Source organism: Clostridium sp. FP1, from assembly GCF_011065975.2.
In the GTDB taxonomy this organism is placed as follows: Bacteria; Bacillota; Clostridia; order Clostridiales; family Clostridiaceae; genus Clostridium_AD; species Clostridium_AD tagluense.
On the sequence record NZ_JAAMNJ020000001.1, the window covers coordinates 1,909,244 to 1,922,195 of the forward strand.

Here is a 12,952-nt window from a genome sequence, read left to right on the forward strand (position 1 = left end):
CTTAAAAAAGGGTGAAATCTACTAATCTCGAGGTCATATAATCGAAACTCCTGGTAATTATAGGAATATAATAAGAATATAATAAGAAATAAGATATAGTACACATTAAAACTTTAGAATTCAAAAAATATATGAAAGGCGTTGTATTATGGATAAAAAGAGAAGATTTATTGTGGTGGAAGGAATAGTTCAAGGAGTCGGTTTTCGTCCATTTGTATATAATCAAGCAAAAACTTTTGGGTTAAAAGGCTGGGTGAATAATAATTCTGAAGGAGTTTATATAGATGTTGAGGGATTTGAGAAAGATATAGATAAATTTATACAGGCTCTTGAGAATAATCCTCCGCCTCTTTCTCGGATAGTAAAGATGACTATAAAAGCTGATAAAGTATTAAATTATTCCAACTTCGAAATCAAAGAAAGTGAACAGAGTGTTGATAAAATCACTTTAATATCACCAGATATAGCTACTTGTAGTGATTGCGCAGAAGATATATTAAATTTATACAATAGGAGAAGGGGGTATGCATTTACAAATTGTACGAATTGTGGTCCCAGGTTTTCTATAATCAAAGAATTACCTTACGATAGAAACATGACTACAATGAGTGAATTTAAAATGTGCAAGAAGTGTAATAGTGAATATTTAGATTTTAAAGATAGAAGATTTCATGCACAACCCAATGCCTGCAGGTCTTGCGGTCCAGAACTTTGGATAGAGGATTTCAAAGGTAAAAGATTAGAAATAGAAGATCCTATAATCTTTGCTCAAAACATGCTTATGGAAGGAAAAATATTTGCCATAAAAGGGTTAGGAGGTTTTCACCTTGCCTGTGATGGATTGAATGAAATTTCCGTGAGTATCTTAAGGGATAGAAAAAAAAGACTTTATAAACCACTTGCAGTTATGATAAAGAATATAGAAACAGTAAAGAAATATTGCAGGGTTAACCTGTTAGAAGAGAAGATACTAACTGGAATAAAAAAGCCAATTGTTATTTTAAACCAAAAAGAAAGCTACGATTTACCACAATATATTGCACCTAATCAAAAAACAATAGGAGTAATGCTTCCATATACACCTATTCATATTTTATTGTTTTCAGAAAAACTTAAGGTGCTTATTATGACTAGTGCAAATGTAAATGGTTTACCTATAGAGTATAAAGACAGTTCTGCAAGAAAGTCACTTTCAGGTATTGTGGATTATTTCCTCATGCATAACCGTGAAATACACGTCCCAGTTGATGATTCTGTATTAAAGGTAGTAAATAAACAACAAACAATTATAAGGCGCGCGAGGGGATTTGTTCCTGAACCTTTTAAATGGACTAATACGAGGAATATCTTAGCTTGTGGTTCCAATATGAAAAATACTTTCTGTATTAGTAAAGAAGGATTTTTGTTTTTAAGCCAATTTAATGGTGATCTCAAAAATTTAGAAACATATGAACATTATAAGAAAAATATTGAACATTTCAAAAATATATTTTCTTTTTCTCCAAAATTTATTGCGTTTGATATGCATCCGGGGTATATGTCAACTAAATATGCTTTGGGATATGATTTGCCTAAGATCGCTGTGCAGCATCATCATGCTCATATAGTTAGTTGCATGTTTGAAAATAAATTAAAAGAAAAAGTGATTGGAGTTTGTTTTGATGGAACTGGTTATGGCAGCGACGGTAAAATATGGGGTGGTGAATTTTTAATTTGTGATTGCCTTGAATTTACAAGAGTAGCTCATCTTGATTATATAAAAATGCCTGGAGGTGAAAAAGCCATTAAAGAGCCCTTTCGAATGGCGGTTTCCTATCTTTATAAGTCCTTAAGTATAAATGAAAATAAAAAAGAAGTTTATGATTTGATTTTTGAATTATATGGTAATCAAGGTATTAATGTAATTAATATTTTAAACTCAAACATTAATTGCACAGATACCTCAAGTATGGGTAGACTTTTTGATGCGATGGCAAATATAATTGGAATTACAGATGTAGTTACTTATGAAGGACAGGCATCTATTGAGCTTGAAGCTATATCAGAAATGAATATTGAAGAATCCTATACTTATAAAGTAATAAAACAAGATATGTATATTATAGAGCCATCTGAAATAATTATTGAGGCTTTAAAAGATAAAATAAAAGGAGTACCCGCTAAAATTATTGCTTCTAAATTTCAAAATACTATAGTAAATATAACTGTGAGTATATGCATACGCATCAGGCAAGATTCAAATATAAATGAAGTAACGCTTAGTGGAGGGGTTTTTCAAAATTCTTTTTTACTTAGGAAAATAAATTGTAATCTCAAACAAAATAATTTTAAAGTATATACTCATAAGAACTTGCCTTCTAATGATGGAGGAGTAGCAATTGGGCAGATAATTATAGCCAATGCAATAATAGAAAATGATTTAATAAAATAAAAAATCAAAAAAATATAATCAAAAAACATTTTAGTTAATAATTGTACATATATTCTAATAAAGGAATAAGTGTAAATTAATTAGGAGATAAATATGCATGAAGTATCTATAATTGAAAATGTTATTAAAATAGTTTCAGAGAAAGCAATTGAAAATAAATTAACTAAAGTTACCAAGGTATCATTAAAAATAGGAGAGTTATCTGGTGTTATGGCAGAATGTTTAAAGTTTGCATTCAAAATTTGTATAATTGATACAATGCTTGAAGGTTCAACTTTAGAAATAGAAAAAGTTAATGCAGTAGCTGTGTGTAAAGATTGCATGCAACAATTTCCAATTGACCATTTGAATAAACTTTGTCCATGCTGTAATAAGTTTTGTTCTAGTATTATTCATGGATATGAGTTTTATGTAAATACTATAGAAGGAGATTAAAATATGAGTGTAATAAAGATAGTTAAGAATATACTTCAAACAAATGAGGAGATAACTTCTAAAAATAAAAAATTATTAGACGAAAAAGGCATCTATGTAATAAACCTAATGAGTTCACCTGGTTCAGGTAAGACCTCGCTGCTTGAGAGAATAATAGCAAAGCTTAAAAATGATATAAATATTGCTGTAATCGAAGGAGATATTTATACCACTAAAGATGCGCAGAGGATAGAGGCTCAGGGTGTTCCAGTGGTTCAAATTAACACTGGGGGAGCGTGTCACCTTGATGGGGAAATGATAAAAAATGCATTAAATGCATTAACCCTTGATAAGACTGATTTGCTTGTAATAGAAAATGTAGGTAATCTAGTTTGTCCTGCAGAATTTGAAATCGGTGAAGATATAAAAATTTGTATTTTGAGTACCCCGGAAGGAAATGACAAACCACTGAAATATCCTCTCATGTTTGAAAAAAGTGGTGCAATTGTTTTAAACAAACTAGATTTAATAGGATTTACTGATTTTAACAAAGAAGAGTTCTATAAAGATATAAAATCTTTGAATGCTAATGCGGATACATTTGAAACATCTTGTGTTAAAAACCAGGGTATAGATGAAATATGTTCATGGTTACTGAGTAAAATACAAAATAAAAAACTAATGATGTAATAAATAATATTTCTCAATTAGAGAGGAAAAGGAGGAACGAGAATGTGCTTAGCAGTTCCAGGAAAAATTTTAAGTTTAGAAGGAAATAAAGGTATTGTAGAGATTGGGAATATGAAAATAGAAGTATTTATGCATCTCGTGCCAGAAGTAGCTGTGAATGAATATGTACTTGTACATGCAGGTTGTGCAATACAAAAGGTAGATGAAGAAGAAGCAAAAATAACCTTGGATATTTTTAAGGAGCTTCTTGAAAATGAAGTTTGTTGATGAATTTAGAAGAAATGATTATTCCAAAAAACTCGTAGAAAAGTTAAATAATATTTCTAGTGAAAAGATAAACATTATGGAGGTATGTGGTACCCATACTATGGCTATATTCAGATATGGTATTCGGGACATACTTCCTTCAAATATAAATCTGATATCAGGTCCAGGCTGTCCTGTGTGCGTTACGCCCCAAAGTTACATTGATAGCGCATTAAGGCTCTCAGAGAAAAATAATGTAATTATTGCAACCTTTGGAGATATGATGAAAGTTCCCGGAAAAAAAGGTACATTAAGTAAGAAAAAAGCAGAAGGTGCAGATGTAAGAATAGTATACTCACCAATGGATTGTCTTATGATGGCTTCGCAAAATCCTTTTAAAAAAATAGTGTTTTTGTCAGTAGGATTCGAAACTACTGCTCCTATGACTGCGGTTACGGCTATAACGGCCAAGAAAGATAATATAAGCAATTTATTTTTCTTTACGGCTCACAAAATCGTTCCACCTGTTATGGAAGTTTTAGTTCAGGACAAAGAATTGAAAATAAATGGATTTTTATTGCCAGGGCATGTTAGTGCAATTATCGGTACAAAACCATATGAATTTCTAAGTGCAGCTTATAATATTCCTGGAGTTGTTACAGGGTTTGAACCTTTAGATTTACTTCAAGGGTTAAATACATTAGTGAAATTAATAAGCAAAAGGGATTATATGATTAAAAACGAGTATAAAAGAATAGTAAAGACTGAGGGTAACCCATATGCCATGGAATATTTAAATAAAGCTTATAATATTGTAGATAGTAGTTGGAGAGGGATTGGTAGAATACCCAAAAGTGGTCTTGAATTTAATGGTGAGTATGAAAATTTTGACGCACTTAAGCATTTTAAAATTAATTATAAAGATTATGATGGCAGTCCTGGCTGCAAATGTGGAGAAATTCTTAAAGGAAAAATTAAACCAATAGGTTGTCCACTTTTCAAAAAACACTGTACGCCAGAAAACCCAGTTGGCTCCTGCATGGTTTCATCAGAAGGCACCTGTGCAGCATATTATAGATATCATAAAGACATTAAATAACAGGAGGCATAACAATTGATAGTTGTTTTGTGCCTATAAGGAAACAGGAGGGTTTTAGATGATTGGCACTATAACTCTAAGTCACGGAAGTGGCGGTTTGGAATCGAATAAATTGATTAATGAAGTGTTTTTCAAATATTTTGGTAATGATATTTTAAATCAAATGAATGATGCAGCTCAAGTAGACATAGATTTTGCGAGACTTGCTTTTACTACTGATTCTTTTGTAGTAAATCCAATATTTTTTAATGGCGGTAATATTGGTAAATTGGCAGTTTGTGGCACTGTAAATGACCTTGCTGTAAGTGGAGCAAAACCACTTTACATAACGACCGCTTTTATCATTGAAGAGGGCTTTTCTATCGAAAAATTAGAAGAAATTGTGAAGTCTATGGCAGAAGAAGCTAATGAAGCGGGTGTAAAAATTGTAGCTGGAGACACAAAGGTTGTGGAAAAAGGAAGTGTGGATGGAATTTTTATTAACACTTCTGGTATTGGAAGGATTTATGACAATGTTAATATTAATTGTGCCAATGCACAAGTGGGAGATGTCATCATAATAAATGGTACATTAGGAGACCATGGAATGACAATAATGTGTGAAAGAAATAAATTCAATTTTGAAGGGAATTTAAAAAGTGATTGTGCATGCCTTAATTCCTTAGTAAACACAATGATTGAAGCTTATGACGGGATCCATGTTATTCGTGATGCCACAAGAGGTGGGGTAGCAGCCGTGCTTAATGAAATAAGTGAGTTTAGCAATGTAACTATAGCTCTTGAAGAAACTAATTTACCTTTAAAAGAAGAAGTAAAAGGTGTTACTGAGATGCTGGGACTTGATCCATTATATATTGCTAATGAAGGAAAACTTTGTGCTTTTGTCCCGGGAGGCTACGCTGAAAAGGTACTGAGTGTAATGAGAAAACATCCACTAGGTACTGATGCTGTAATTATCGGAAAAGTTACGCAAGAGTTAGGTCAAAAGGTTTATTTAAACACAGTAGTAGGTGGAAAAAGACTGGTTGATATGCCATCTGGAATTCAGCTTCCAAGAATATGTTAAATTTTATAAAAGGTGAGCCAGGGATTATGTATCTCTGGTCTTATTTATTTTGATTATGATTATTTAGAGTTAAATACTGCATAATGAAAAGAATTTTTCAATATACATTAATGAAGGATAGATAGGAGGGAGTATTTTGCCTGAAAGAAGACTTATAAAAAATGCCATAGATGAAATTCATAAGGGTGAAGCAAAAAAAAATAATTTTATATGGATGGAGGCTAATGGTTGTACGGGAAATATAATTTCTTTTCTTAATGCAGAGCAACCAGATGTTGCTTATTTCATGGAGGAAATGGTTGATTTAAAATTTAGCCCAAGCTTAATGCAAGCAGAGGGCGAAGTTGCCTATGAAAAATTCTTAGAAGTTTTAAATACAGACTTTATATTAGGAGTAGAAGGTGCACTAACTAACATAGATGAGGGCTTCTATAATATATTTGCAACATATAAGGGGAGGAGGATACCTACAGCGGAAGCAATCAATTTAGCAGCACAGAAAGCAAAAGCAATAATAGCTATTGGAACTTGTGCTTCATTTGGAGGAATATCTGCGGCTAGTCCTAATCCAACAGGATGCATAAGTCTTGGAGATTTTCTTGGAAAGGAAGTAATAAATATTCCAGGCTGCCCAGCAAATCCTCTTTGGGTTATGGGAACTTTAGCTAGCATTATTCTTTATAATAAGATTGAAGTAGATGAGAAGGGTCGTCCAGTAATGTTTTTTAAAGAAACCAACCACAATAATTGTCCAAGACGTTCATATTTTGATAATAAAATATTTGCTGGAAAGCTAGGAGAAAAAGAGTGCATGATAAAGCTTGGATGCAAAGGTCCTATTACAAAAGCGTACTGTCCACTTGGATTATGGAATTCGAGAATTAATTGGCCAGTAGAAGCTAATACACCTTGCATTGGTTGTGCTAGTGAATTTTTTCCGGATGGTACAGAACCATTTGTTAAGTATTAAAGGTGATTAAGAACCATAGTTAAATAGCAATTGATAGTTCAAATATATTCTAGAGTGAGGTGATTGTGGTGACTACCAAAATAACTATAGATCCTATAACTAGAATTATGGGGCCTTTAAGCATAGAAGTAGAAATCAAGAAAAATAAAATAGTTGATGCTAAAAGCAGTGGGATTCAGTTTAGAGGCTTTGAAAAGATGTTAATAGGACGTTTTCCATTAGATGCAGTATATTTTACTGAAAGAATATGTGGTATATGTTCTACGTCACATGGATTAGTAGCAAGCTTGGCATTAGAGGATGCCCTAAAGATAAAACCGAATGAGAATGGGGTAAAAATAAGAAATTTTGCGCATGGGGCTGAGTATCTTCAGAACATCATTAGGCAAATTTGTATTTTTGTGTTTCCCGATTATGTAAACATAACAATAGTTCCAGGAAATTCAGACTATGATTTAAGGCTTTCTAACAAGTACACAGAAAAAATAAATAAAGATTATGTAAAGGCACTAGAATGTAGTCGCCTTGCTCATGAAATTATAGCTCTTATAGGGGGGAAAGTACCACACAATCATGGTGTATTTGTGGGTGGAACCACTGCAAACATGGATGCTTCTAAAATTATAAGGATGAGATCTATACTACAATCTATCAGTGAATTTATGTGCGAAAATATGGTTGAGGATATAAATATTATAGCTCATAATTATCCGGAGTATTTTAAAATTGGTGGTGGAACAAAAAATCTTTTAACCTATGGATTATTTCATGATTTGAATAATAAAGAAATGGAGTATGTACAACCTTCAAATTATATTGATGGTGAGATAGCTACTTTAGATGCAAAATCAATAACAGAGAGTTCGGCATTTTCTTGGTATAAGGATTCGAAAGCTAGTGAAGTGCCATCAAATGCTCCCTCTGAAATGGATATTAAAAAGCCCGGGGCCTACACCTTTATTAAAGCTCCTAGGTATAGTGGTAAAGTCGTACAGGTTGGGCCACTTGCTCGTATGATTTTATCAGGTTCCTACAGAAATAGTATATCTACCATGGATAGGCTTTTGGCAAGGGTATTAGAGGGAAAAAAGCTTTGCGAAAAAATGCTTATAATAATTGATGAAATAGATCCTATACCAGCAGTACAGGAAAAATATATTATTCCAGAGAGTGCACAGGGAGTAGGACTTTGTGATGCTGTTAGGGGAGCTCTCGGGCATTGGACTACTATAGAAAAAGGGGTTATAAAGAATTGTGATATAGTAACTCCTACTGCTTGGAATCTTTCACCAATAGACGATATGATGCAGCATGGAGCTCTTGAGAGCGCGCTCATTGGTACTGAAATCCAAAATCTTAAGAATCCTATAGAGATAGGTCGTATAGTGCGATCCTTTGATCCTTGTATATCTTGTGCTACCCATGTTAGTAGAGAATATGGTGAGCCTTTCTATATAAATATTACTTAATACATTTGAAATAAAATAACAATAATTCTGATTATTTAATTTTAAAGATTCTTAAGAATATATGAGTTATATTTATATACAATAGAAGGAGAATAATGAAATGAGTGAAATAAAGATTAATATTAATATGTTAAATACTAATGAAGAGATCCATGCGGAAAATAAAAACCTTTTCGATGAAGAGGGCATATTTGTTATAAATCTAATGAGTGCTCCAGGGTCTGGTAAAACATCTATACTTGAAAAGTTAATTCCAAGGCTTAAAGATAGATTAAATATAGCGGTAATTGAAGGAGATTTATATACCACTAAAGATGCAGAGAGAATTGAAGCCACGGGGGTGACTGTAGTACAAATTAATACTGCAGGACCTTGTTATTTAGATGGAGGAATGGTAAGAGAAGCATCATTAAACTTTGATTTACGAGCGATAAATCTTATTATCATAGAGAATGTGGGGAGCATATCATCATCGGCGGAGTTTGAAATTGGTGAGGATATCAAGATTTGTGTCCTCAGCGTGACAGAAGGTAATGACAAGCCTTTAAAATATCCACTGATGTTTGAAAAAAGTACAGCGATCGTTTTAAATAAAATTGATTTAATGAAATACACTGATTTTAATGAGGTAGAGTTTTATAAAGATATTAAACTAATAAATGATAAGGCAAAGATTTTTGAAACATCCTGCATCAAAAATCGTGGAATAGATGAACTAAGTGACTGGATTTTGCAAGAAGTAAATAAAAAATTAAGTATAATCTAATAAAATTTTAAAATCCTGTTTATAGCAGGATTTTTCATACTAAGGTGTTGAGTTAATATGGGGAAAAAGGTTATTGCTATAGGTAATAGGTTAATGATGGATGATGCAATAGCTGTGTTAATATTAGAAAAAATTAAAAATATCCTAGAGGATGAAGGCATTGAGGCTATAATAGGAGAAACAGATGTAGAATTTTGTTTTTCTAAGTTAAATGAACAAGATTTATTTTATATTATTGATTCAACATATTATGAAAATTTACCAGGCACAGTAACTTTTAAAAATTTAAAACATATACCAATTAACAAATGAGTGTGCAGAAATGGCATTATAAAAGAATATTGAAAGTAAGTCATTTTTTTATTACTGAGCAATTTCAAACTATTTTACATGTATTAAGTAGAAATTAATATTCTTATCTCCCCAGCCTAAGTCCCAAGGCACATGATATCTGTCAATGGTATTAGTATTAACAAGAGGATAACCATGAGAATCAAAACCAGTAACTATAGCAAAATGATCTATATCACGACCTTTGGCATAGCATATAACATCACCTAAATCCAATTTTTGTATTGCGCCACATGGATAGCCAGGAAGGGGAGAAATTAATTCCTTAAATGTACCTTTTCCTAGTACTTTCCCTCTACCACTATAAATCAAATAATTTTTGAAAGCGTCTGCTATTTTTTAACTTAATTAAAAACCATTACTAACAATACATTTAGATTTGATTAAATTATTTTTTAAGGAGGATATTTTATGTATATAAAACCACCGCCGTGTACCGAACGTTACGCACGGTGGTGTGAGAGTTGCGCCTTGAAAAGTTCAAGGAATACAAATGACCTGAAATGGTCATCTTGATAAAGCTTAGCCAGCAGTCAAGTACCGAGTCTTGCGTGGTAAATGGTAACATTTACTCCGAAGCGTAGACAGGAAGATAGCAGGCCGGAATAAAGTGAAGAGGATAATTAGCCCCGAAATTGAACGTGTTGTGAAATAGCCGACTTTATCTCTCTGTTGGGAAGGCAGTAACGAAATATCTGTTAAAGGTTAGGATATTAGTTGTTTCCGGGGTTCGTACCTACGGCATGTTATCAATGGATTCCTTGGGAACAAGGGAGATCCGTCAGGTTTCCGCAGAATGTGGATAGTATTAAACAAGCCTTACAAAGCAAGAATAATACAATGATTTGACGGAAGTCTTACTGACTGATAGTACTTTGAGGTAGGGAAAGCCTACTACGTGGGGAAGCGGTCAGCAAAAGTTGAATTCTTTCAACGAAACATAAGCTCCATTCAATGGGAGGATACGAGCCTTAATTCAAAGTAAGGAGGAACTCAGTTATGACAACAAAATTGGAAGAAATAGCAGTAAAAGCTCGAAAAGAAACAAATTTAAAATTTACATCTATAGCGCATCATGTAACAAAAGAACTAATACATGAAAGCCTTATGCATATGCCTAATAATACAGCTAAGGGAATAGATGGTATAGATGTAAAAGAAGCAAAGGATTACTTTGATATATGGGCTGATAAAATGATTACGTCAATCCATAGAGAAAGCTACAAACCCCCAGCAGTTAGAAGAGTTTGGATTCCTAAGCCTGGAAAAACAGAAAAACGACCAATAGGAGTTCCATGTGTCGCAGACCGTGCATTGCAGCGAAGTGTTGCAACTGTACTTTCTACAATATATGAACAGGACTTTCTGGATTGTTCTTTTGGGGGAAGACCTAAAAGGAGTGCGCACAATGCACTTGCGACTATAAACGAAACAATTTCAGGAAAGAAAGTAAGCTGGGTTTTGGAAGCAGATTTAAAGAATTTCTTTGGGAGTTTAGACCATGAATGGTTACTCAAATTTGTGCAACATCGAGTCGGAGACCCCAGAATGATAAGCCTTATAAATAGGTGGCTTAAAGCAGGAGTAATAGAAGATGGAAAACTAGAGAGTAGTGAAATTGGAACCCCTCAAGGAGGGTCAATAAGTGTTCTACTTAGTAATATTTACCTTCACTATGTACTAGATTTATGGTTTGAGAAAGTAGTAAAACCCAAATTAAAGGGCGAGAGCTACTTGATTAGGTACATAGATGATTTTATAGTATGTTTTCAATATAGAGAGGATGCTATAAAATTTCAGAAAGTACTAAGCAAAAGACTTGCGAAATTTGCATTGCAAATAGAGCCAAATAAAACGAGATTAGTTGAATTTGGAAGATTTTCTAGTAAGCATGCAAAGGAAAAAGGTAAGAAAATGGAGACATTATATTTTCTAGGGTTCACACATTTTTGTACAAGGAACAGGTCAGGAAATTTCATGGTAGGAAGAAAGACAGAGAAAACGCGATTAAATCGAGGAATAAAGAAGATAACAGATAAAATGCGAGAAATAAGGCATAGTCCTATAAAAGAACAAGTGAACAAGATAAATCAAATTTTAAGAGGACATTATAACTACTATGGAATGGGTGGAAATCTAAAATCCTTGTTTAAAATTTATAATAAATCAGAAAATTACTTTAAGAAAATGCTAAGTAGCCGAAGTTGGAAAGGAAATGTAAACTGGGATAAATACAGAAAAATCAAAGAAAAGTTTCCGTTGTTGCGACCGAAGATTTCAATTCCATTTGTAAAAATGAAATCATACGCAATACTGTAAATCAACTTTTGAAGAGCCAGGTGCGGGAAATCCGCACGCCTGGTTCCGTGGGGGTCTGGGTTGTGAATTGCGCAACCCTTCTACCCGGAGTCGCTAAATAAATTAATTATTTAGCTCCTACTCGATTGCAATTAAATAATATATAGTATAATAGAAACTATGGAAGAGCTTGTATGAAGAAATCGTAAGTAAAGCCAAAAATACTGTTAGGTGGTAATATAATGAATGACATAGGCGGTATAGAAAGATTAAGAAATATATATTCAGAACTTAAAGGTGCGGAAAAAAGAGTTGGGGAATACATACTTAAAAATCCAAAGGATATTATCCACTCATCTATTACAGAACTTGCTGAAAACTGTAAATGTGGTGAAGCCACGGTGTTTAGACTTAGTAAAAAGCTGGGTTTTAAAGGATATCAAGATTTAAAGATAAGCATAGCTAGTGAAATTGTAAAGCCTCTTGTAAATATTCATGAAGAAATAAAAGAGAATGATGATACCTTGGTTATAATGCAAAAGATATTTAATTCTACAATAAGTTCTCTTAATGAGACTTTAAGAATAAACGACAGTGGGGAGTTAGAAAAGGCTATAGGCTATATTCATAGTGCGAAAAGAACAGCTTTTTTTGGTATGGGTGGATCGGCCGCAATAGCCCTTGATGCATATCATAAGTTTATGAGAACAGGAAAGTACTGCATATTTCATGAAGACTCTCATTTTCAAGCTATGATAAGCTCAATGTATGACGAAAATGATTGCATTCTAGCTGTTTCAAATACTGGAAGTAATAAGGAATTAGTAGAGAGCCTGCAAATTGCCAAGGAAAAGGGAGTGAAAATAATATCAGTAACTTCAAATTACAAATCTCCTATATCAAAGGTATCAGATGTGGTTCTACTATCTTATGGTAAAGAAAATCTATCAAAAAGTGAGGCAATGGATGCAAGAATCAGTGCATTATCACTTATAGACTGTTTGTTTGTAGGTACTTGTTTAAAGGACAAAGAGAATTATTATAAGGCTTTAGGACAAATAAGGGAAGCTATAGCAAATAAGAGATATTAAAATAATTTTCATACACTCAATAGGAGTGTATTTTTTTATGCAAAAATGAAAACTATTTTCA

General features: G+C 32.9%; 12 protein-coding genes and 1 pseudogene. 12 read left to right on the forward strand and 1 reads right to left on the reverse strand.

Going from position 1 to position 12,952, the window contains the following annotated elements; translation table 11 throughout:
* Positions 1-148: 148 nt before the first annotated feature.
* From hypF to G9F70_RS09250, 10 genes are all read left to right on the forward strand, one after another.
* Positions 149-2,431 (forward strand): carbamoyltransferase HypF, encoded by a 2,283-nt coding sequence (hypF, locus tag G9F70_RS09205; RefSeq protein WP_164947887.1) that lies wholly within the window; start codon positions 149-151, stop codon positions 2,429-2,431.
* A gap of 93 nt (positions 2,432-2,524) precedes the next feature.
* A complete protein-coding gene (gene hypA, locus G9F70_RS09210) occupies positions 2,525-2,866 on the forward strand; it encodes a hydrogenase maturation nickel metallochaperone HypA (RefSeq protein WP_164947888.1) in 342 nt (113 codons plus the stop codon).
* 3 nt (positions 2,867-2,869) lie between these two features.
* Positions 2,870-3,535: a hydrogenase nickel incorporation protein HypB gene (gene hypB / locus G9F70_RS09215; RefSeq protein ID WP_164947889.1), complete on the forward strand. Its 666-nt coding sequence runs from the start codon at positions 2,870-2,872 to the stop codon at positions 3,533-3,535.
* Positions 3,536-3,577: 42 nt separating this feature from the next.
* Positions 3,578-3,802 carry a HypC/HybG/HupF family hydrogenase formation chaperone gene (locus tag G9F70_RS09220; protein ID WP_164947890.1) on the forward strand — a complete coding sequence of 75 codons (225 nt, stop codon included), beginning with the start codon at positions 3,578-3,580 and terminating at the stop codon, positions 3,800-3,802.
* Positions 3,789-4,880 (forward strand): hydrogenase formation protein HypD, encoded by a 1,092-nt coding sequence (hypD, locus tag G9F70_RS09225; protein ID WP_164947891.1) that lies wholly within the window; start codon positions 3,789-3,791, stop codon positions 4,878-4,880. The genes G9F70_RS09220 and hypD overlap by 14 nt, the downstream gene beginning before the upstream one ends.
* A 58-nt stretch (positions 4,881-4,938) precedes the next feature.
* Positions 4,939-5,946, forward strand: a complete 1,008-nt coding sequence (gene hypE / locus G9F70_RS09230; protein WP_164947892.1) for a hydrogenase expression/formation protein HypE — start codon at positions 4,939-4,941, stop codon at positions 5,944-5,946.
* A 136-nt stretch (positions 5,947-6,082) separates the two neighbouring features.
* Positions 6,083-6,916 (forward strand): hydrogenase small subunit, encoded by an 834-nt coding sequence (locus tag G9F70_RS09235; protein WP_164947893.1) that lies wholly within the window; start codon positions 6,083-6,085, stop codon positions 6,914-6,916.
* A gap of 68 nt (positions 6,917-6,984) precedes the next feature.
* Positions 6,985-8,385, forward strand: a complete 1,401-nt coding sequence (locus G9F70_RS09240) for a nickel-dependent hydrogenase large subunit (RefSeq protein WP_164947894.1) — start codon at positions 6,985-6,987, stop codon at positions 8,383-8,385.
* A gap of 100 nt (positions 8,386-8,485) precedes the next feature.
* Complete coding sequence (gene hypB / locus G9F70_RS09245) at positions 8,486-9,151, forward strand: hydrogenase nickel incorporation protein HypB (protein ID WP_164947895.1); 666 nt, start codon at positions 8,486-8,488, stop codon at positions 9,149-9,151.
* A 57-nt stretch (positions 9,152-9,208) separates the two neighbouring features.
* A complete protein-coding gene (locus tag G9F70_RS09250) occupies positions 9,209-9,463 on the forward strand; it encodes a hypothetical protein (protein WP_164947896.1) in 255 nt (84 codons plus the stop codon).
* Positions 9,464-9,532: 69 nt separating this feature from the next.
* Here G9F70_RS09250 and G9F70_RS09255 read toward each other — a convergent pair.
* Positions 9,533-9,835: pseudogene (locus G9F70_RS09255) on the reverse strand (amidase domain-containing protein); the annotation flags it as partial.
* A gap of 666 nt (positions 9,836-10,501) precedes the next feature.
* Here G9F70_RS09255 and ltrA point away from each other — a divergent pair.
* Positions 10,502-11,821, forward strand: coding sequence for a group II intron reverse transcriptase/maturase (gene ltrA, locus G9F70_RS09260; protein ID WP_164948105.1), 1,320 nt, complete (start codon positions 10,502-10,504; stop codon positions 11,819-11,821).
* 221 nt (positions 11,822-12,042) lie between these two features.
* Positions 12,043-12,891, forward strand: a complete 849-nt coding sequence (locus tag G9F70_RS09265) for a MurR/RpiR family transcriptional regulator (RefSeq protein ID WP_164945725.1) — start codon at positions 12,043-12,045, stop codon at positions 12,889-12,891.
* The last annotated feature ends 61 nt before the right edge of the window (positions 12,892-12,952 follow it).